21 protein-coding genes are annotated in these 20,831 nt (G+C 46.7%); 20 read left to right on the forward strand and 1 reads right to left on the reverse strand.

Annotated elements, in window-relative coordinates; genetic code table 11:
* Positions 1-61 precede the first annotated feature (61 nt).
* The 18 genes from M3661_RS23415 (at position 62) to M3661_RS23500 (ending at position 17,800) form a co-directional block, all read left to right on the forward strand.
* Complete coding sequence (locus M3661_RS23415) at positions 62-1,834, forward strand: ABC transporter ATP-binding protein (RefSeq protein ID WP_251489109.1); 1,773 nt, start codon at positions 62-64, stop codon at positions 1,832-1,834.
* Positions 1,827-3,587 carry an ABC transporter ATP-binding protein gene (locus M3661_RS23420; RefSeq protein ID WP_251489110.1) on the forward strand — a complete coding sequence of 587 codons (1,761 nt, stop codon included), beginning with the start codon at positions 1,827-1,829 and terminating at the stop codon, positions 3,585-3,587. Before M3661_RS23415 ends, M3661_RS23420 begins: the two co-directional genes overlap by 8 nt.
* Positions 3,588-3,917: 330 nt before the next feature.
* Complete coding sequence (locus M3661_RS23425; RefSeq protein WP_028532274.1) at positions 3,918-4,127, forward strand: hypothetical protein; 210 nt, start codon at positions 3,918-3,920, stop codon at positions 4,125-4,127.
* Between the two features lie 28 nt (positions 4,128-4,155).
* A complete protein-coding gene (locus M3661_RS23430; protein WP_251489111.1) occupies positions 4,156-4,857 on the forward strand; it encodes a hypothetical protein in 702 nt (233 codons plus the stop codon).
* Entirely contained in the window at positions 4,857-6,047 is a 1,191-nt protein-coding gene (locus M3661_RS23435) for a glutathionylspermidine synthase family protein (RefSeq protein ID WP_251489112.1), read from the forward strand. The genes M3661_RS23430 and M3661_RS23435 overlap by 1 nt, the downstream gene beginning before the upstream one ends.
* Positions 6,047-6,721 (forward strand): hypothetical protein, encoded by a 675-nt coding sequence (locus tag M3661_RS23440; RefSeq protein ID WP_251489113.1) that lies wholly within the window; start codon positions 6,047-6,049, stop codon positions 6,719-6,721. Before M3661_RS23435 ends, M3661_RS23440 begins: the two co-directional genes overlap by 1 nt.
* Positions 6,718-7,107, forward strand: a complete 390-nt coding sequence (locus M3661_RS23445; RefSeq protein ID WP_142543756.1) for a DUF350 domain-containing protein — start codon at positions 6,718-6,720, stop codon at positions 7,105-7,107. The genes M3661_RS23440 and M3661_RS23445 overlap by 4 nt, the downstream gene beginning before the upstream one ends.
* 300 nt (positions 7,108-7,407) lie before the next feature.
* Positions 7,408-8,223, forward strand: coding sequence for an inositol monophosphatase family protein (locus tag M3661_RS23450; protein ID WP_251489114.1), 816 nt, complete (start codon positions 7,408-7,410; stop codon positions 8,221-8,223).
* Positions 8,224-8,280: 57 nt separating this feature from the next.
* Entirely contained in the window at positions 8,281-9,003 is a 723-nt protein-coding gene (locus M3661_RS23455; protein WP_251489115.1) for a thioesterase II family protein, read from the forward strand.
* A 231-nt stretch (positions 9,004-9,234) separates the two neighbouring features.
* The gene (locus tag M3661_RS23460; protein ID WP_251489116.1) at positions 9,235-9,918 is read left to right on the forward strand and encodes a response regulator transcription factor; all 684 of its coding nucleotides are present in this window, start codon (positions 9,235-9,237) and stop codon (positions 9,916-9,918) included.
* A complete protein-coding gene (locus M3661_RS23465; RefSeq protein ID WP_251489117.1) occupies positions 9,911-11,287 on the forward strand; it encodes a sensor histidine kinase in 1,377 nt (458 codons plus the stop codon). Before M3661_RS23460 ends, M3661_RS23465 begins: the two co-directional genes overlap by 8 nt.
* Before the next feature lie 66 nt (positions 11,288-11,353).
* The gene (locus M3661_RS23470) at positions 11,354-14,503 is read left to right on the forward strand and encodes an efflux RND transporter permease subunit (protein ID WP_251489118.1); all 3,150 of its coding nucleotides are present in this window, start codon (positions 11,354-11,356) and stop codon (positions 14,501-14,503) included.
* Between the two features lie 122 nt (positions 14,504-14,625).
* On the forward strand, positions 14,626-15,012 hold the full coding sequence (locus tag M3661_RS23475) for a GrpB family protein (RefSeq protein WP_302621957.1): 387 nt from the start codon (positions 14,626-14,628) through the stop codon (positions 15,010-15,012).
* Positions 15,013-15,035: 23 nt separating this feature from the next.
* Complete coding sequence (locus M3661_RS23480; RefSeq protein ID WP_065292920.1) at positions 15,036-15,416, forward strand: hypothetical protein; 381 nt, start codon at positions 15,036-15,038, stop codon at positions 15,414-15,416.
* A gap of 38 nt (positions 15,417-15,454) precedes the next feature.
* A complete protein-coding gene (locus M3661_RS23485) occupies positions 15,455-15,952 on the forward strand; it encodes a GNAT family N-acetyltransferase (protein WP_065292921.1) in 498 nt (165 codons plus the stop codon).
* A gap of 55 nt (positions 15,953-16,007) precedes the next feature.
* Complete coding sequence (locus tag M3661_RS23490; RefSeq protein WP_251489119.1) at positions 16,008-16,442, forward strand: GNAT family N-acetyltransferase; 435 nt, start codon at positions 16,008-16,010, stop codon at positions 16,440-16,442.
* Positions 16,443-16,677: 235 nt separating this feature from the next.
* On the forward strand, positions 16,678-17,208 hold the full coding sequence (locus tag M3661_RS23495; protein WP_065292922.1) for a 2'-5' RNA ligase family protein: 531 nt from the start codon (positions 16,678-16,680) through the stop codon (positions 17,206-17,208).
* Positions 17,209-17,254: 46 nt separating this feature from the next.
* Entirely contained in the window at positions 17,255-17,800 is a 546-nt protein-coding gene (locus tag M3661_RS23500; RefSeq protein ID WP_065292923.1) for a GNAT family N-acetyltransferase, read from the forward strand.
* On the opposite strand, the gene M3661_RS23505 is transcribed toward M3661_RS23500, so the two are convergent.
* Positions 17,754-18,131, reverse strand: coding sequence for a hypothetical protein (locus M3661_RS23505; RefSeq protein ID WP_251489120.1), 378 nt, complete (start codon positions 18,129-18,131; stop codon positions 17,754-17,756). The genes M3661_RS23500 and M3661_RS23505 overlap by 47 nt on opposite strands.
* A gap of 158 nt (positions 18,132-18,289) precedes the next feature.
* Here M3661_RS23505 and ant(6) point away from each other — a divergent pair, with 158 nt between their 5' ends.
* Positions 18,290-19,144: an aminoglycoside 6-adenylyltransferase gene (gene ant(6) / locus M3661_RS23510; protein ID WP_251489121.1), complete on the forward strand. Its 855-nt coding sequence runs from the start codon at positions 18,290-18,292 to the stop codon at positions 19,142-19,144.
* Between the two features lie 827 nt (positions 19,145-19,971).
* Entirely contained in the window at positions 19,972-20,694 is a 723-nt protein-coding gene (locus M3661_RS23515) for a class I SAM-dependent methyltransferase (RefSeq protein WP_065292927.1), read from the forward strand.
* Positions 20,695-20,831 lie beyond the last annotated feature (137 nt).

Genomic DNA, 20,831 nt, shown 5'->3' on the forward strand with positions numbered 1-20,831 from the left:
CCAGTTATTCGCTGTTCGTTTTAGATTGACCGTTTGGAATAAGGAAGGGAGATGCTGCATCATGGCAACGACACCATTGCCGTTTATGCTGCGGCTGGTACAGAAGCAGCGCGTCAAATTAATCGCCTCCTGTATCTGCTCCGCGGCAGGCGCTGTATTTGCTTTGGTTCCGTACGTGCTTGTGTTCCGCATCACGGATCTCTTGCTGCGCTCGACTGTGGAATGGCACGACATACGTTGGCTCATTCTTATGGCCTTTATTTCGATATTGCTGCGCTTCATTTTGATGGGGGCTTCGACGATGCTAGCGCATACCGCAGCATTTCATGTGCTCTATGATTTGCGTGTGTGCTTGATCGATAAGCTGGGCAAACTGCCGCTTGGCTTTTTCAGTGAACAACACTCAGGACGTGTAAAAAAAATCGTAGCCGATGATGTGGAGCGAATTGAGTCTTTCATCGCTCACCATCTTCCGGATTTGACGGCTTCCCTTGTGGCACCATTGTTAACGATAGCATACTTATTCAGTGTGGACTGGAGGCTTGCGATCGCCGCCTTGCTGCCGATTCCAGCAGCTTATGCGGTTCAGGGCATTATATTTTTGCGTGGAAGACGCTCAGAGGATATGAAACAAATGCATCATTTATCGGAAACGATGAACGGCGCAATTGTTGAGTTTGTCCATGCGATGCCTGTCATTAAATCGTTTAATCAAACCGTACATTCCTTCGCCCGCTATCGCAACTCTGTTGAAAGCTATGCGGCCTTATGGGGCGAGATTGCCCGTAAAAAAACGCCGCTGTATACGCTGTTCCTGCTTCTATTGGAATCGGGATTGCTGTTTATTATGCCGCTGGGAGCTTGGTTGTACGGTCAAGGAAGTGTAACCTTCCCTGTGCTTGTATTGTTTCTGCTGCTCGGTGTCGGATTAACTGCACCGCTGCGCCAGATTTCTACCTTGGCTCATATGATGCAGAATAACATGGAAGGGGTTCGGCGTATTCAACAGCTGTTAGCAGAAGAAGAGCTGTCATCTTCCATGACCGTCTGCACGGGGAACATGCCATCCCGATTCGATATTTCCTTTCAAAATGTCACGTTTGCGTATGAGAACCGGCAAGTGTTACACGACATTCATTTTACGGCAGAGCATGGTAAGGTGACTGCACTCGTTGGGCCTTCAGGAGCGGGCAAGTCAACAGCAGCTCAATTAATCGCGCGTTTCTACGAGGTTTCAAGTGGAGCGATTCAGATTGGCGGGATTGATATTCGCTCAATCCCACCAGAGCAATTGATGGATATGATGTCGTTTGTGTTCCAGGATGTTCCCGTCGTGAGTGATACAGTAGCAGCTAATTTGCGCATGGGAAAAGTGGAAGCTCAGGACGATGAGCTGATATCTGCCGCTCAAGCTGCGCAGGCGCATGAGTTCATTATGGCGCTGCCAAACGGCTACAATACGTTGATTGGAGAGGGCGGCGTGCACATCAGCGGCGGAGAACGACAGCGCATTGCAATCGCACGTGCCATTCTGAAGGATGCTCCGATTCTTATCTTAGACGAAGCCTTTGCATTCGCAGATGCGGAAAATGAAGCGAAAATTCAGGACGCGCTAAGCAGACTGATGCATCAACGGACAGTCATCGTGATTGCACATCGACTGTCTTCGATAACAGATGCCGATTGCATCGTCGTGTTGGAGGATGGTCACCTATCCGGCATGGGAACGCATGACGAACTGCTTGCGCACAATCCGCTGTATGCCGGCATGTGGATGGCGCATCGCGAAGCAGACGATTGGTCGCTGGAAGGAAAGGACGGGGCCTATGTTTGACACAATACGCTTCATAACCGGTCGTTCGGGAGCCTTATTCACTCGAGCAACACTTTTCACCATCGTGGAAATGGTCGCAAATGCCGCGCCAATGGGGCTGCTATTCGTGGTATTGATATCCTTGTTCAACGGTACGCCTACGGCCTTGGAAATTGGCTGGTGGCTGGCGATTCTGCTGCTGTTATTTTGCGTCCAAGCGATATTTGCGAGTATGGGACAGATCGATGCACAGCGTACAGGTGCATTGATCATGAAGGATGTGCGGCTGCGCCTGGGCGAACATTTGCGCAAGCTCCCGATGGGGTACTTTTCACGGAAGGATCAAGGGGATATTAGTCACACGCTCTTGGCAAATGTGGACGAAGTAGAAATGATCTTGACACATCTGTTCAATCAATTCATTGGGGCGATTACACTGCCCATCGTAAGCGCACTGTTCCTGCTGCTTGTCGATTGGCGATTAGCGCTCGCTGTATTTGTATCCGTGCCCTTCGCCTTGCCATTATTATTCTGGTCGCAGCGAGTGATGGCAAAGCGCAGCAAGCAGCGGCAATCAGCAGCAGTGGCTGTAAACTCGCGTCTATTGGAATATGTACAGACGATTCGACTGATGAAGGCTCACAATCAAACAGGTCAGCGATTTAGGAGATTGGAGCAAGCCATGGCACGACTGCGAGATGATAGTATACGAGTGGAGGCAATGACTTCGCCTGTTGTCATGCTGTTCTCCATTGTGCTGGAACTTGGGTTTATCCTGCTGCTTATGGTGGGCTGCTACTTGCTGGAAGGCGGGGTTATCGATGTCTCTGTGCTGCTTATTTTTCTGGTTGTCAGCATGAAGTTCTATCAGCCGCTTCGTGTGGCAGGCGCTTCACTGATTCAAATTCGCTATATGACTTCTGCTGGGGAACGGATAAGGGATATTTTTGAAGAGGAGCCATTGGTAGAGCCTGCACAGCCCCAGCTTCCGCAGACATACGGGATTGAATTTGATCATGTATCGTTCAGTCACGGGGATGCTGAGGTGTTACAGGATATTCATTTGCATATCCCTGAAAATAGCCTGACCGCTATCGTTGGGCCTTCCGGTGCAGGCAAGTCTACATTAGCGGGCTTGGTGTCACGTTATTGGGATGTGACGAAGGGAACTGTAAAAATCGGCGGCGTAGATGTGCGTGCGATAAGAAGTGAGGAGCTATTAAGCCGAATTAGTACGGTGCAGCAGCAGCCATATCTCTTCAATGAAACGATTGCAGGCAATATTCGAATGGGCAAGCTGGATGCATCGGATGAGGAAGTGGTGAAGGCAGCTAAGGAGGCTTATTGCCATGACTTCATTATGAAGCTTCCGCGCGGTTACGCTACGATTGCTGGAGAAGGCGGGGCAATGCTGTCAGGAGGAGAAAAGCAGCGAATTGCGATCGCTAGAGCCATTCTCAAGGACGCACCAATCATCATTCTGGATGAAGCGACGGCCTCGCTGGATCCGGAGAACGAGATGCATTTGCAGCGCGCGATTAAGAAGCTGACGCAGCGCAAGACGGTGCTCGTCATCGCTCACCGCCTGAAGACGATCCGCGGAGCGGATAACATCGTTGTGCTGGAGCAGGGTCGGGTTGCGGAGCAAGGCATACATGAAGAATTGATTGCGCATGAAGGCACGTACTATCGCCTATGGCATGAGCAGCAGAAGATTGGCGGCTGGAAGATTGGGAGAGGGGTTGCAGGAAGAAGGGAGAAATTAGAAGAGTAGAGGAGTAGGGGAATGAGGATAGCGATTACTTCATAATGTCCCATTGATTCTTGGGCTTAGCCTTACGCAAGTTATTGATTGTTGATACCAGGATCGGGTCAGAAAGGATAGAGATATTCGATATAGTAACACGAAGTGCTAGATAACATTTCTACTCACGAAACATCAATTCAACCGTTCTAAAGTGAAATGGACTGTAGTACCCATTTACTTTGGAGCGGTTTTTTTCATGCAGGAATGGAGGTTCATGTCTACAATTCGTACGCTAAAATGATATACTAGGTAAGCTAATGTGGATTATTTCATCATTTAAGATGGGAGAAATGTGTCATGCAATCAAATATCCTTATTCTTGAAAAAACGTCTTCAGGAGAACTGGTGAAAATAGACGAGCGTGCATGGACTACCAGTATGGTGCAGCTGCTTGAACATGCGAATTATTTGCTCGTGAATGATGCGGAATATGAGATGCTGGAGGGCCGGCTGAATGTGAACACCGGCAATTTTGAATTGCTCGTCGAGTCAGTTCGAAAGCCTTGAAAATATACCGGAAAGCAGGGAAGGATTAATGGAACGAAATGAACAGGAGCAGAAGACGACAAGTCCAGAGACGACTGAATCCTGTGCGACTTCGGCAAAGCCGCTCAAGGTATTAAGCACATCCCTGGGCGTTGCGCTCGCCGCCAATCTGCTTATGAGTTCGTCTGCGATGGGTCAACAGAGTGCAGCTCCGTCTGATCAGGCGAAGCTGGTTGAATGGTCGACAGAGGAAGTGAAGCAGTATTTCGATGCCAATATGGACTGGAACATTCCAGTACCTGAGGAGAAACAATCAGAAGGCAGTAGTGTTGGCGGGAGCACTGGCAGCGGATCATCCGGAGGAGGCAGCTCGTCAGGAGGAGGGTCATCTCATACGACCTACGTCCATCACGGAGGTTTTGGCTGGGATGACATGCTGCTCTATCACATGATCTTCAATCGAGGAAGCGCGTATTCCTCTACGAGTTGGTCTTCAGGCGGAAGCGTGTATGATACGCGGACGAATTCACCTTATCGTGCGAAATCGTTCTCCTCTGATAGTTTCCAGAATCGCCCTGTCGTGAATTCGAGGGTTCGACCTACTACTTCGAACGGCTCGGGTTCCATTATTCGCAGATCTTCGGTTGGATCAAGTAAATCAAGTTCCTCGTCGCCTGGAGGAATCGGCGGTAAATCAAGCAGCTTTAGTTCGTCAGGCGGTTCCAAAAGCGGAGGGTGGTTCGGCGGATAATGGGATTTGAAGTCATTGGTCAGCCGCATCCGAATCGAGCAGAACGTGTCGCGCAATTGGCAGAGCTCGGATTCAACTGGGCGAATATCGAAGAGGAACAATATTGGGTAGATCAGGTCATTGCAATCAATGCGGGCATGAGCCAGGAGCTGCATGTGGTGTCGGCGAAGCTGTGGAGCATCTTTGACAAGGCTGCCCGTTTTATTATCGGGCGCAGAGACCTCTATGAACTCCTATCGATTCCGGAAGTACTATGGGACGGCTTGGAGCAGATTGAGCCTAATAAAATAGGCAAGCTGAGTCATTATGCTCGGTTTGACTTTGCTATTGATCATAATGGAGCGATTAAGCTGTTGGAGTTAAATGCAGATACCCCAACCGGTTACGTGGAAGCAGCAGTGGCCACACCGTGGATGTGCAAGCAGTACGGACTTGAGACACCGAATAGCGAAATGTCGAAGCGAGTGAAGGAAGCTTGGGCGAGTAATCCGCCTGAATATGCTGCATGTGTAGGTTACGGGGAGCATGCAGAAGATTCGGGTACGATTGACATGCTCGTTAAGCATTCGGAGCTGCCGATACGCTGCATCGATTGCCTGGATTTATGGGTGGATCAAGGGGATCTGAAGGTAGAAGAGCAGACGATACGCAGTCTGTTTGCGCTGTACCCGAAGGAATGGATGGCCATTGACGAAGGTGGAGAAGCACTTGCTTATTCCATTGAAAATGGGTATACAACGATACTGAACTCACCACATGCGATCATTTTGCAATCGAAGGGACTGCAGGCGGTTATCTGGGCGATTCATGAACTAGGCTCAGAAATGTTCACGAAGGAAGAGCATGCAGTAATTGCGCATTACATGCTGCCAACATACAACAAAGCTGTCTTTGACGGAAGCTATGTATCCAAGTCGATGTTCGGCCGCGAAGGTGGTTCTGTACGGCTATTCGATTCGCAAGGAAATGTAGAAACCGAAGATAAGGATGGATTTGATACAAGTCGATTCTTCAGCAGAGTCTATCAAAAACGTGCCGAAATGGCACAAGTGGATTTGCATCACGGCTCCTTTCATTTATTAACGGGTGTGTTCGTCATCAACGGGGTGCCATGCGGGATACTTGGCAGAGTTGGCGGGCTTATTACCGGGAATAACAGCCATTTCATAGCGATTGGAGTGAAAAAATAATGAGCCTGAATCGAAATAGCGGGAGTCGAAATCACGACATTCGTGTTCAGCAGCAAAAAAAGAAACGAATGATCAACAATCTGCTTGTGCTAGGGATATTTGCCTGTCTAATTATTTTCTTCGTGTACATCATTAATCTCGGAGCTGAAGGAAACGACAATTCCATAGATACAGCAACGGTACCTTGGGATTATAAGATTGAGAGCGCTAAGGTAGGAGACATCATCGGAGGAGATATGACAATCCTGCCGGATAATCAACTGCTGCCGAATGATAACAATTATGCGACTGGTGATCAAGTATGGACACTCAAGTATATGACAGCTAATATGCTCCCTATTAACGAGAAGGGGAACGATATTAATTTGTCTTCATGGGAACCGATTAAATCGTACTCATCCAAGGAAGCTGCCGAGAGAGATTTGATGGAGCTGAAGCTCAACTTGAAGGCCGAGGTTGAACTAGTGGGTGTGTACAAAACCGAGTACCAGGGTAAACACCGTCAATTCGCCGTGATTACACTTCCATCCGGACATACGGTGAAGCAGCCAATTGATGACGTGCGTTATCAGAAGTTCAAAAACAAGAAAAAGGTCAACGTGCTGCTGGAGGAAGTCCATGATTTTGTGGACTATGATTTAGCGATGGCCAAATTCCGGGGGTGGGCAGAATGATATTTGTGAATATTTTGATCAGTATTCTCACGATCATGGCGTTGCAATTTATCGGCATGTATGTGTTCAGCGTGCTGACGCCATTTAATGATTTCGAAGAATTGAAGAAAGGCAATGTTGCTGTAGGGCTTGCGATGGGCGGCAAGTTCATGGGCACGGCAATTGTGCTCGGTGTGTCGGCTTTTACGAACTCATCCATTATCCATATGGCACTATGGTTTGGCGTTGGATACATCTGTTTGATCGCAACGTATTTGCTGTTTGATCTCGTTACCCCGAAGATGAGTGTAGCTGAGCAGTTGCAGAATCGGAATACTGCAGTTGGCGTATTATTGTGTTTCCTATACATTGGCATGGGATTCGCAATTAGCAGCTTAATCATATAATAGCTTGTGTACACAAAGACTTCCTGATTAGAGACTGAGGAACATGAACTCTTGCTCTATAGATGGGAGTCTTTTTTCTGTGTGGTTGTCTCAGGGTAAGGAATGAAACCTTCAGATTTACGAAATGATTATGTTGTATATGATGTATCTATGAATTGCCTAGTTAACTCGAACCTAGTAAACTGTATACAAGATATGGAAGATGAATCGAGATAGTTAGTGATCAACTATGCACATCTAGTCGGGAATATAGTAGTGGTCATGTAGTTATTCATCCTACTTACGGGGGGAGGTTATATCGTGAATCAACTTGTCATTCAGGATGCTAGAGAAGTAGCAAACAAGGCGGCTCGACAAGCTGGACAGGCGATTAAGCAATTGTTCGATAAAGTCGCACACGTGGAAATGAAAGATGAGCATGGAGATGTCGTTACAGAGGCTGATCTATTAGCGGAAGCGATCATTGTGAAGGAGATACAAGCTAACTTCCCTGATCATCAAATCCATAGTGAGGAAGCAGGAATTATTGGAGTCAGCAGCGATTGGCAGTGGCTTGTAGATCCGCTGGACGGAACAAATAATTTTGCAATTGGTATGCCGCTCTTCTCCTGCTCCATCACCGTTATGTATCAACAAGAACCGGTTGTGGGCGTGGTGTATGAGCCGATGACGGATCGACTATTTCACGCAGCCGTTGGGAATGGAGCCTATTGCAATGACCAGCGAATGCAAGTAAAGAGCTGTCCTAGCTTGCACAAAGGGAATATTGGCTGGATTCAAGGGCATAAGGTACAGCAGGATCCTACCGCAGTTGGCTTGCGCCATTATATTGACACGAGATGCAAGCGAATGATGCGCCTATGGGCTCCAACCTTGCAATGGTGCATGCTTGCCAAGGGAGATTTGGATGGAATCGTTCTGTATAAATCTGAAGGAGATGACTTGTATTCAGGCATTCTGATGGTTAAGGAAGCGGGCGGATCCGTCATTGATTTTAATGGGGAAACATTTACTGGGATGAATTCAGAGCCATACCTTATCGCTTGTCATCCAGACCATGAACAAGAGCTGTTGCGAATGGTGCGAACGGGCATGTCAGTGCCAGCACGACCGTAACTCCAAGCGTTATCAATGCTTTTATAGATATAAAGCTATATATTTTAGGAGGTAAAGATGAAGCCAGAGATGAAATTATTTTGTTTCCCGTATGCAGGGGCGTCTGCCATGATTTATAACAAGTGGAAAGCCCATATGGCAGAGGGCATTGAACTGATTCCCGTAGAATTGGCTGGCAGAGGCAAGTATTTTGGAACCCCGTTCTATGACAGCTTCGAGGACATGATCGAAGACGTATATCACAAGATCAAAAGTCAGCTTGATGACGGCCCCTACTCGATATTCGGGCACAGTATGGGAAGCTGGATTGCTTATGATCTCGCGCACAAAATATCGGAGCTGAAGCGACCCTTGCCCGAGCATATCTTTTTTTCAGGACGCAGAGCGCCGCATATCGAAAGCAGACGGACAAAATATTACGAGCTCCCGGACGATGAGTTTTTGGATGAGATTTATCGATTAGGGGGAACGCCCAAAGAGCTGCTTGAAAATAAAGAGCTTTTAATGATGTTCCTTCCCGTATTGAGGACGGATTTCAGACTTGTAGACTTGTATCAATATGAAGAGCGTCCAGGCAAACTTTCCTGCAACATTTCTGTATTAAGCGGGGAAGAGGATGCAATCTCTTTGCCGGATTTGCATGCTTGGAAGCAGCACTGCTCGGCCGATTGCACCGTACATATGCTTCCAGGCGGGCATTTCTTTATTAACGATCAGACTGTGCAAGTAACTGATATCTTGAATCGTACCTTAAAACGTACGCTCGCCAGACAATACTGAGCCGGAAATGCATATACCACCATGCATGTTCTATCATGAATGTTTTATCATGCAAGTTCATTAGCGCACATGATTTCAATGCTGCGCTTTTTTTTATGGGCTCAAGAATATAAAAAAAGTGAAACTGATGAGAATTTCCGAATCGAAAGAATTAGCCATTCATGCATTTGACTTTATAGGTTGGACAAGTTACAAAGAAAAGTAACAAACAGCCTAGAAGGAGATAACACGGTGACGAAAATATTGCTGGTAGATGATGACGCTCATATCCGGGAGCTGGTGAACTTGTATTTGACTGACGAAGGGTTCGAAATTATCGAAATGTCTAATGGCGAGGATGCGTGGAAATACGTTGCCGAAGGAAGCCCGTTCGATATGGTCATTCTCGATATTATGATGCCCAAGTTGGATGGATGGGAGTTATGCCGCAAGCTGCGCGAACACGGGGAGTTTCCGATATTGATGATTACCGCCAAAGGCGAGCAGGATCATAAAATCAAAGGGTTTCATCTGGGGACGGACGACTATTTGACGAAACCGTTCGATCCGCTCGAGATGGTGCTGCGGGTAAAAGCGCTGTTCAAGCGTTATCGCATTGCGTCCTCCCAGCAGATAGAACTGGGTGATCTAATGCTTGATAAGCTCGGGTACCAGATTTTCGATCGCTCGAATCAGGAGACAATCACGCTCCCGCGCAAGGAATTCGAGCTGCTCTATCAACTAGCGAGTCATTCCGGACAACTGTTTACGCGCAGGCAATTGATCGATCTAATTTGGGGCATGGACTATGAAGGAGACGAAAGGACGGTCGATACGCACGTGAAAAAAATCCGTGAGCGCTTCGCCGATCACGAATCTTTCCGCATCGTCACCCTGCGCGGACTTGGCTACCGACTGGAGGTGGCGCGTGATTAAGTCGCTTTATTTCCGAGTCGCGTTAGTGTTCATCGGGATTGTTATCGTGAGTCTTATCGCTGCCCTCTCGGTATCGACGACGATATATACGAAGCAGATCAAAGGGTCGATCGAAAATGAGATCATTGCCTATGGAGGCAAGGTAATTCGAATGCTTCAGAGTTCTCCGAAGGGAGAAGCGGAGGAGTATATGAAGCAGGCTGCCAATCTGTCGAACTTGAACATCGGTATCTTCGATACATCCAAGCAGTTGATCTATGAGAATAAAAATATTGGAAGCGTCGATGCTTCAAAGCTGCAGTCCGTATTGAACGGCGGTGTTTATCGGGGAACAATTCACGTCAATGAGAGTGGGCGGGAGGAGGAGCATCTATTGATCGGGCTCCCTTTTCAGATCGATTCTCGTTCTTATGCGTTGTTCCTCTCGCCTCGCTTCCAAGAGATGATCAAAACCTTCCAAGTGGTTACCCGCACAGTGCTGATCATTGCCCTAGTTATCGGCAGTGTACTCATCTTGATTGCGGCGCGTTATATCGTCAGGCCTTTGCGCGTCTTAACGGAAGGAACTCGCAAGGTTGCTGCCGGCAATTTCAATGTAACGATCCAATCGAAAAGCAAAGACGAGGTCGGGCAGCTGACGAGCAGCTTCAATGACATGACCAAGCAGCTCGCCGCACTGGATCAGATGCGGAGCGAGTTCGTCAGCAATGTGTCCCACGAGATTCAATCGCCGCTCATGTCCATATCCGGCTTCACCAAAGCCCTCAAGAGCAAGAAGCTGAACGAGGAGCAGCGCATGCATTATTTGACGATCATCGAGGAAGAGAGCGAGCGCCTGTCCCGCATGGGTCAGAACCTGCTGCGGTTGTCTTCTCTTCAATCCGAGCATCCGGCCGTAGTTCCGCGGAAGTTCCGCTTGGACGAGCAGCTTCGGAGCACGGTGATCGCGAGTGAACCGCAGTGGATGGCGAAATCGCTTGTGATCGAACTCGAGCTGGAAGAAGAAGTGATGATCGAAGCGGATGAAGATTTGCTCAATCAGGTATGGACGAATCTGCTGAACAATGCCGTTAAATTCACGCCTAAGGGAGGACGTATTCAGCTCTCGCTTCAACGTTCCGGCCAATGGGCGATCGTTCGCATAGCGGACAGCGGAATCGGAATCGCGGAGGAAGAGCGGAAATTCATTTTTGTACCTTTTCATAAAACGGATAAATCCAGGGACACAGCGGTCAAAGGAAACGGTCTCGGGCTGTCGATCGTCAAGCGCATCGTAGATCTGCATCACGGTGACATCACGGTTGGCGGAGCTCTCAACGAGGGAACCGCTATGACGGTGAAGCTGCCGCTGTCCTTCGAACAATTGTAAAGCTGAGAACACATTCGGGACAAATTCGGATGATATACTCCTTTCGTATTAGAAAGGAGACTTCGCATGAGTTATTTGAGCAAGCTTAGCTTGAAAAATGGAGTGGCGGTTATTATTTTATGCATTTTGGTGACCTCCCTTGGACTTTATTCAACCACGACGATTAAGCAGCAAACGTACCCGGACGTCAGCTTTCCGGCGGTGTTCGTGCAGGCAATTTACCCTGGGGCATCGACAGAGGAAATCGAAACGGATGTCACGACTCCGATCGAGGACAGCTTGAAGGGGCTGGAGGGGTATGACACGTTAACGAGTACGACGTCTGAAAATACGGCAGCCATTTTCCTTCAATATCCATTCGGCAAAGACATGGACAAGATTGCTGCGGATGTCGAATCGGCAGTCTCGAAGGTAAACCTGCCTGAAAAGGCGAACGTGGCTGTTAAACGACTGGCTGCCAATGAAATGCCGATATATACCGCAGCGATTTTCTCATCGAAAAATGATCCCGAAGGGCTGCAACAGCAGCTGGAAACGGAAATTGTTCCGAAGCTGCAAAAGTTAGAGGGCGTGAGCTCGGTCGAGCTGCAAGGGACAACCTCGAAGCATCTGAACATTGTCGTTAACAAAGAGAAGGCAAGCGCATACGGCATTTCGCTGAGTGCGATTCAGAGCGCGCTGCAAGCGCAGAACTATGCGGTTCCTCTCGGCTCCGTCAATCAGCAAGACAATACGATTCCAATTCGGCTTGTTGGCAAAGTCAATGCGGTTCAGCAAATCGAGAATATGAAACTGCAGGCAAGCGGCGGTCAAAGCGCGCAAGCACCGAGCCCAATGAATCAAGGCAAGATGCCAAAGCAAACTCAATCGGGTCAAGCAGGCAAAACGGGACAACAACTGTCTGCTTCTTCGACATCTTTGCTTCCATCCGTAAAACTATCGGACATCGCCGAAGTAAAGACCGTATCGAAGCAGGATCAGATCTCGCGCTTTAATGACAAAGAAAGTTACGTCATTCAGGTCATGAAATCTCAAGACGCGAACACGGCAGATGTTGCCGACGCCGTAAAGGACGTGTTAGCTGACCATGAGAGCAAGGCAGGCATGGACATCCATGTTATTAACGATCAAGGTGCGGACATTAAGGAATCAGTGTCCGGCTTGGTTCGTGAAGGTCTGTTCGGGGCACTGTTCTGCGTCCTGATTATCTTCCTCTTCCTGCGAAATGTACGGGCAACGCTCATTTCGATTCTTTCGCTGCCGATCTCGATTTTTGCGACGATTGCGCTATTGGATCAGATGGGGTATACCCTGAATATCATGACGCTAGGCGGCATTGCGGTATCGGTTGGGCGCATCGTTGACGACAGCATTGTCGTGATCGAGAATATTTACAGATGGCGCCAAGAGAAGGGCACTGCAATGGGCGGCAAGGAGCTTGCCTATAAGGCTACGAAGGAAGTGATCAGCGCCGTTGGATCTTCCACGTTGGCGATGGTGGTCGTGTTCCTTCCGCTGGCCTTCGTCAACGGCATCGTCGGCGAGTTTTTCCGTCCATTCTCGATTGCGGTATGCATCGCGATTCTCGTATCGCTGCTCGTTTCCATGATGCTTATCCCCGTGCTCGGCGCGAAGTTTTTCAACAAAGTGAAGCCGCATACGAAGGAAAGCATCGTTGTTCGCGGTTACGAACGCTTGCTGCGCGGCGCGCTTCATCATAAGGCCATCGTAATTGTCGCGTCCATTGTTCTGCTCCTTGGATCATTGGCAACAATCCCGCTGCTTGGAATCTCTTTCTTGCCGACAGGTGCTGCACCAGCGATTCAAATTGAAGTCAGCATGCCAGCCAAAGTGGGACTGGAGCAAATGGACAAAGTCAGCAAGCAAGTCGACAAGTATTTGGAGGCGGTAGACGAGGTAGAGAATTATCAGTTGTCGATTGGTATGGGGGGAAGCGGGGGCCAGATGCTTCTAGGCGCTTCGTCAGCCAATAAAGCGACTTACACCGTCACGCTTCAAGAAGGAACGGCTACGGACGAATTGATCGATAAAGCGACGAAAGAAATTACGAATTCCGTTAACGCGATCGTACCGAATACGGAAGTCATGATCAAGGAATCGCAAGCGCAAGGCCCGCCTTCCGGCAATAATATCGATGTCAGCTTGTATTCTTCCGATGCAGCGGCGCTGTCCAAAGCGGCACATCAAGTGGAGATGCTGATGAAGCAGCGGGACGATTTGAAAAATATTACGAACAACTTGAACGGAGTCGTTCCGAAGTGGGAGCTGTCGATCAATCAAGCAGGCAAAGATGCCGGCATTTCCTACTTCCAGATCATGCAGGTCGTTAGTGAGCAATTGAAACCGACCAATGTGGGAACGTACACGTTGGACAATAAGGAATGGGACTTGACGCTCTCTTACAAGGATCAAATTACGTCGAAGGATCAGTTAGAGAATGTGACAATTCCGTCGGTAGCCGGAATGAAGAAATTAAGCGATATCGCCGATATTCACGAAATTACCGCACCTGTATCCATCAGCCACGATAACGGAAAAACGTATGCGAAGGTAAGCGGAACAATCAAGGGCACGAATACTGCCATGATCACGAAGGAAGTGCAGAAGGACATTGACAGCCTGACGCTTCCGGAAAATGTGGAAGTGAATTATGGCGGTGGATTGTCGATGATCAACGACGGCTTCCAAAGCATACTGCTTGCCATGGTCGGAGCGATCGGCCTCGTCTTCCTCGTGATGAGCGTAACATTTGGCGGGTTGCGGACGCCATTGATTATTCTGTCTTCACTGCTGTTCGTTCCAATTGGCTCGTTCGGCGCCTTGCTCATTACAGGACAGACGTTGTCCATGAGCTCAATGATCGGTGTGCTTATGCTCGTCGGCATTGTCGTCACGAATGCGGTCGTCATGCTGGATCGCGTTGAACGGAATGCGAAGTCTGGCATGGAGCTGCAGGAAGCGATCGTCGAAGCGTGTGCGACGCGTCTGAGACCGATACTGATGACAGCCTTTGCCACCATTTTGGCGCTGATGCCGCTGGCCCTGTCGCATTCGACGACAAGCTTGATTTCCGGTGGACTGGCCATCACGGTTATCGGTGGTTTAACGACATCAACGTTGTTGACGCTTATCTTCGTTCCGGTGCTATATCTATTGACCGGACGCAAACGGAAGTTTATCGAAGAAAGCTTCTAAGAGTGGATGAAGTTATTGTATAATAGTGGAATATGACATAGCGACGCGCGACCCGACTTGAGATAATCTTATCTAAGTCCGGGTCGCGTTATTGTTAAGGGGGTGGGAAGTACGGCACCGGAATTCAGGCGAAACCGATCGTGGATATGGCAGTCGGCGTAAACGATCTTGGGGACATATCAACATTTAATGATAAACGCTTGAGGGAGCATCAATATTACAGACTACAGGTAAAGCTTGAGGACGAAGTCGTGTATGCCAAATTTTCAAGCCTCGAAAATCTGGTTAAGACTCACTTTCTGCACGTCGTTGTTCATAATAGCGAGAAATGGAATGCGCTACTTATATTCAGAGACCAATTAAGAGCCAATCCGAATCTTGGACAAGAATATGTCGAGCTAAAGAAGACCCACGCAGCGTTATACAACAACGACGAACTCGCTTACACCGCAGGAAAAGAAGTATTTGTGAAGAAGGTAATACAGGATTTTCGTTCGAACAACTCTTAGATCAGAGAGGGAAGTGATTCAGTATGAAATCTCCTGGCGGATCAATGTTTCCTTACTATTACAAGGGTGGGGAAATCCATTGCCTGAAGTACGGAAGCCATTATTCGAATACAGAAAAGCTGTTCGAACTAATGAAGCAAGAAGAGGAATTTATCCTTCACACCAACAGGAGATTGAAGATATGGGTGGATTTTTATAAGACCACGATTACGGAACAAGTGCTGCAGCAATTTATCGCGCATATTACGAATTTACATGCACGCATTGATAAGCTGTCGATAGTAGGGTTAACAAGATTCAATATGTGGAGATTGAAAAGAAGAATAAAAAAGTCGGGAATCAGACTGAATATGTCCTTCTACGAAGATCCTGAAGATGCAAAGACATGGCTCGTAAGCGATTAGAAAGAATTCTATTAATAGATATAAGAGGGGGGATTAGAATGAAATATACGATTAGACCAATAAGGGAACAAGACATCTCTTTTTTATGGATAACGCTATATGAATCTTTGTATGTACCGGAAGGCAAGGAATCCTTTAGCCGCGATATTATTAACGAACCTTCCATTTCGAAATATGTAGAAGATTGGGGCAGGGAAGGCGATCTGGGTTATATCGCTGAAAATGCCGAAGGCGAATCCATTGGCTCTATCACGGTGAGATACTTTAGTGAGGATAAACGAGGGTACGGATTTGTAAGCAGTGAAGTGCCGGAACTGGGAATGGCGATTTTACCGGCTTATCGCGGACAAGGATTAGGAAGCGCTTTAATGAAGAAATTGTTTGCTGGATTGAGCGAGCAGGGAATTGATCGCGTATCCTTAAGCGTAGATCCAGACAATGCGGCAGCCGTGAAATTGTATCAGCGATTCGGGTTCAAGGCAGTAGGTGAGGTGGGAACGTCCATCACGATGCTGGCTCAAGTAAATAGGGCATAAACAAAAGAAAATGAATAGGAACGAGATACATAACGTACATGATAACTAGACTAGCATGAGGAGATCAACGAAAAAACTATCTATCCATCCTGTTACGCGGGATAATTGGGAGACTGCTATTCAAATTAAGATTCATGAGGAGCAAGTGCCATTCGTACCTTCTATTTATGAAGCGCTGACGTATGCATATATCAAGCCTTGGGATGAGGCGCTGGATCCCTTTCTTGTATGTGATGAAGAGATTACGATCGGATTTTTCTACATCAGCTATACACCGAATAGCGCAGATAATTACTGGATTGGCGGCTTTCAAATCGATAAGTCCTATCAGGGTAAAGGCTACGGCAAGCAGGCAATGAGAAGGATCATTGAATTCATTTGTGAGACTCATCCTTCGTGTAAGCTTATTTCCCTAACGGTTGAGCAGGACAACAAGCTGGCTCAGCGGCTTTATGAAAGCATTGGCTTTATGAAAGCATTGGCTTTGTGAACCAACAGGAGCATAATCAAGACGACGAAGTCATTTACCAACTGGTTCTTGAAGGATCGTAACGCATGAGACCTCAGATCGTGTTACATCTTTTTTTTCGCTGGATGGCAGATTGACGATACCTCCTAACCGCAATGTCAGCGAATGGATGGCGTCGGGATCGATGGGAGAGTCAATTAGTAGCGGGTGACAGCTATTTTGCGTGCTAGTTATCAGGATGAATGGAGAGAATGCTATGAAGTATTTTTTCGGAATTGTTCCACCTTTGAGCATTTATGAAAAATTGATGTCGGTGCGCAATCAATACCATTACTCTGGGGTCGAACCGCATATTACAGTTAAACTTTCGTACGGGACAGGAACGATAATGCCTGTGAATTGGATGTCCGAATGTAAGAGAATAATAGAAGGATTTCGTTCGTTTTCCGTATACGTTGGCGAGCTCCGCTATTTCGGTGACAAGGACGTGTTATATATAGGGGCTGACTCTCCCGAATTAACTGAATTACATCGAAAGCTTGTCGCCGTTTTTGAGCCGACTGAAGAACAAACGAAGCGTTGCTTCGAATTGAATTTGTATATCCCTCATTTAACGGTTGCCAAAAAAGAAAGTTTGTCGGAAGAGATTCTCGAAGAAATGGAGCGAACACTATTTCCACATTTTCAGGATAGACAAACCTTTGACGTTCATGAGATCCGGCTGTATGCGCGGGACGATCAGAATAAGACATTTCAGAAATATGAGGACATTCAGATGACACGGTAAGTTAACTTAGAGCTGCCCACTAAATAATCATAAAGGAAGATGCCTCATGAAGTTGGAATCGCCACGATTGCTTATCCGTGATCTGCAGAGAGACGATTGGATGGACGTACACGCCTATGCCTCCAATCCAGAAGTAACGAAATATATGCTCTGGGGCCCGAATTCTGAAGCGGATACGAAAGCATATATGGAGGAACAGCTCGAGCAGCAGCAAGCTGCCGAGCGAAGCCATTATGAGTTCGGCGTTATATTGAAGGATACGAATACATTCATTGGCGGCTGTAGTATATACCCGCAGGGAAGTAATGCCGAAATCGGGTATTGCTTCAATCCTGATTTTCATGGGAATGGATATGCGACAGAAGCTGCGTATGCTTTGCTCAGGTTAGGATTTGAAACATTACATATGCATCGCATTTATGCCACTTGCCGTCCTGCTAACATTGCCTCCGCAAATGTCATGAGAAGAATCGGCATGAAGCAGGAGGGGCATTTGAGGGAGCATTTATGGAGCAAAGGGATGCATCATGATTCCTATTTATTCTCTATTTTGGAGCGCGAGTACGATTATTCGAAAAATCCTGGGAGCTAACCTTCTTGTAAGCAGATCGGCGGCTCGGTCCAAGGCTCTGGATGACTTGTCCTGTATCGGGGTCAATCGCAACTGAAAAATCATAAAAGTGATCGCTGAACCCTTCCATCCAGTCTACTAGATCCTCCGAATAGAACCAGAACGAGAGGATGCGGGAATCGGACTGTTGTGCCAGACGCTCCTCCCGACAGTCTATGGAACAATTGCTGAGATCCAGACCCAACTCATCCGCCTTCGCCTGAGCCGCTTCGATCGCCTTCATCAGATGTGCGGTATAAGTACGATCAATATTAAAGATGCTGTTTGGAAATTGCCTGTTTTCACACGTCATCGCTATCTCCTCCAATTGTGTCAACTCTCATGCTACTTCTGTTTATTCAAGTTTTCTGGTTACAACTTTCTATTTTTATAGTAAAGGATAGATGGCCAAATGAGAAGTAATGGGTTAAAACGCTATTAAGGCTGCATGAGAAGGGAGAATCGAACCTATTGAGAACCGAACGAGAAATGATGGACTTGTTTATTGAGTTTGCCAAGCAGGATGATCGTATCCGATTAGTGACCTTGGAGGGCTCGCGCACGAACAAAAATATAATCCCTGATACATACCAGGATTACGATATTTCTTATTTTGTGACCAATCTCGATTCCTTCAAAGCAGACGATCAGTGGTTGGACGTCTTCGGGGCTCGCTTAATGATGCAAAAGCCAGAGGACATGGAGTTGTTTCCGCCCGAACTTGGTAATTGGTTCTCCTATCTCATCTTGTTCGAGGACGGCAACAAATTAGACCTGACATTGATCCCGATGAACGAGGTCGAGGCTTATTTTGCCGATAGTGACGGCTTGGTTGAGGTGCTGCTTGATAAGGATACTCTTGTTCCTGACGGAGTTGTGCCAGACGACCGCCAATACTGGATTAAGAAGCCGAGCGCAAGAGAATTCGATGATTGCTGCAATGAATTCTGGATGGTATCGACCTACGTCGTAAAGGGGTTGGCGCGCAAAGAAATCCTGTTCGCCATTGATCATCTGCACGAAGTCGCCCGGCCTAATTTGCTGAGAATGATGGCTTGGCTCATTGGCGCAGAACGAGGTTATACCTTTAGCGTGGGGAAAAACTATAAGTTTATAGATCGTTACTTGCCACCTGAAGATTGGGATACGTTACTCGCATCTTATGCTGAGAGCAGCTACCCAAGCATGTGGAAATCTTTATTTACGTGCTGCGAGCTATTCCGAAAATACTCGAAGGCTGTGGCTGAACATCACGGATACCCGTATCCGGATTATGATAGAGCGATTACGACTTATGTAAGAGAAATCTACGACTTATTGTCTTGATGACCGCTGCATACCGAGTGATGAACAGGTAACCATCTGCATGATGATACGGTTCTCTTCAAGACAAATAAAGTCTATCAGTCCACCTAATAAGGACACATTTACACATTTTGATGAGAATAGGTTATCGTTCTGTTTACTGAAAGTATCGGAGACACTTCTGTCTACCTAAATGGTGGAGGGGGTGTCTTTTTCTATGCAAGTTGATATTTCCAATATTACACAACGTCGGTATACTAGGGGAGAGCGAGTAAGATGAGTATAAATATGGAAAAGCACAAAGACAACGAGATTAGTGTGTTATCAGAGTCGGCGTGGAAAATTACTCGGAAATATATCCACCATGAAAAGCAGGAGAATTGGTTGTTTCCTGGTCAGGAAAAGAAGAGGCATTTGACGGGGCAAACGGTACAGAAGGTTTTTGAGGAGGGGGAAGGCCAGGGCTGTGATTCGAAAACCAGTTACCGTCCATACGATTCTCCATTCTTTTGCAACGTACTTACTGGAAGCCGGTACGGATCTACGATACATTCAAGAGCCTTCTTGGCCATCACAGTCCGCGAACCACGGAGCATTATACACATGTTAGTAAAGGTCGAGTTAGACGCATTATGAGCCCACTGGATCGGATTATGAGTGAAATGAGGGGGGCAAGAGGTAAGTGATTAAGTGTTCTCGAACCAAGTTGCTTGGGGGTTCGCGGATATCTACATCTTTGTATGTGTTCGCGAAGTTCGTGGATATCATTGAATATGAGGTATTTGCGAATTTCGCAAAAAAGACGTTATCGGAAATTACCTGAAAATATTTGATAAGGGGAAATAACTATGAAGAAATACTATTTTGAAGAGCATGAAGAAACTTATCAGGAAATAAAGAGAGACAACTTACTTGCATGGGATCAATATCATGATCCTGTTCAATATAATTTTGATAATTTTATGATGAAACCATTCTTAGAAAGAGCATTAGATTTTATCAAAGTTACTTCTACGGAGTCAAAAGTGTTTGAATATGGTTGCGGGACTGGCGCGGGAGCCTGTTTTTTGGCTGATAAAGGATTTATTGTAGATGCTATTGATATTTCACCAACGGCAATTGAACTTGCTAAGTCTATAGCTCTAAAACGCAACTTAAAGATTAACTACAAGAATGAAGATTTACTAGAGATGGAACGACTCGAAATGGAATACGATCTTATTTTAGATAACTATTGTTTACAAAGTATTGTTACCGATGGTGATAGATTAAAGCTTTATTCAATAATTAAGTCGGGATTGAGGAAATCTGGATTTTATATAATCTCAACGGCCATATTTAATGAATCACGCTCCTACAGTGAAACAAGTTACTATTGTAAAGAAACTGGAATTGTATATGACCGGGTTCTATCGCATGATCAATACAATGAAACTATTATGATTAATAATGAATGGTGGAAACCTAAGAGAAGACACTTGACAGAAGAACAACTCAGGGTAGAACTAGTGAACAATGGTTTCTTAATACTTTTACAAGAAGGCGGTAATATAGTTTGTAAGAAAAAATAATTGACCTGACTTGAAAGTAATTCAACGAAGCAGGTAACTTCCGATAACACAGTATTCACGCTGCGGGTCCGCCTGAGGAATTTCTAAGGAGCTGATTCAGGAGGACAACCCTGCGAACCTAACCGCGTCTCGGCCGA

It is taken from the genome of Paenibacillus sp. MER 180, from assembly GCF_023713665.1.
GTDB lineage: Bacteria > Bacillota > Bacilli > Paenibacillales > Paenibacillaceae > Paenibacillus_B > Paenibacillus_B suaedae.

Excerpts from the sequence above, each read along its gene's own strand:
- M3661_RS23515 (WP_065292927.1), top strand. The coding sequence starts at position 19,972 with ATGAAGAAATACTATTTTGAAGAGCATGAAGAAACTTATCAGGAAATA.
- M3661_RS23485 (WP_065292921.1), top strand. The coding sequence starts at position 15,455 with ATGAAATATACGATTAGACCAATAAGGGAACAAGACATCTCTTTTTTA.
- M3661_RS23500 (WP_065292923.1), top strand. The coding sequence starts at position 17,255 with ATGAAGTTGGAATCGCCACGATTGCTTATCCGTGATCTGCAGAGAGAC.
- M3661_RS23415 (WP_251489109.1), top strand. The coding sequence starts at position 62 with ATGGCAACGACACCATTGCCGTTTATGCTGCGGCTGGTACAGAAGCAG.
- M3661_RS23470 (WP_251489118.1), top strand. The coding sequence starts at position 11,354 with ATGAGTTATTTGAGCAAGCTTAGCTTGAAAAATGGAGTGGCGGTTATT.
- M3661_RS23425 (WP_028532274.1), top strand. The coding sequence starts at position 3,918 with ATGCAATCAAATATCCTTATTCTTGAAAAAACGTCTTCAGGAGAACTG.
- M3661_RS23445 (WP_142543756.1), top strand. The coding sequence starts at position 6,718 with ATGATATTTGTGAATATTTTGATCAGTATTCTCACGATCATGGCGTTG.
- M3661_RS23505 (WP_251489120.1), bottom strand. The coding sequence starts at position 18,131 with ATGACGTGTGAAAACAGGCAATTTCCAAACAGCATCTTTAATATTGAT.
- M3661_RS23455 (WP_251489115.1), top strand. The coding sequence starts at position 8,281 with ATGAAGCCAGAGATGAAATTATTTTGTTTCCCGTATGCAGGGGCGTCT.
- M3661_RS23420 (WP_251489110.1), top strand. The coding sequence starts at position 1,827 with ATGTTTGACACAATACGCTTCATAACCGGTCGTTCGGGAGCCTTATTC.
- M3661_RS23440 (WP_251489113.1), top strand. The coding sequence starts at position 6,047 with ATGAGCCTGAATCGAAATAGCGGGAGTCGAAATCACGACATTCGTGTT.
- M3661_RS23495 (WP_065292922.1), top strand. The coding sequence starts at position 16,678 with ATGAAGTATTTTTTCGGAATTGTTCCACCTTTGAGCATTTATGAAAAA.
- M3661_RS23430 (WP_251489111.1), top strand. The coding sequence starts at position 4,156 with ATGGAACGAAATGAACAGGAGCAGAAGACGACAAGTCCAGAGACGACT.
- M3661_RS23435 (WP_251489112.1), top strand. The coding sequence starts at position 4,857 with ATGGGATTTGAAGTCATTGGTCAGCCGCATCCGAATCGAGCAGAACGT.
- M3661_RS23490 (WP_251489119.1), top strand. The coding sequence starts at position 16,008 with ATGAGGAGATCAACGAAAAAACTATCTATCCATCCTGTTACGCGGGAT.
- M3661_RS23480 (WP_065292920.1), top strand. The coding sequence starts at position 15,036 with ATGAAATCTCCTGGCGGATCAATGTTTCCTTACTATTACAAGGGTGGG.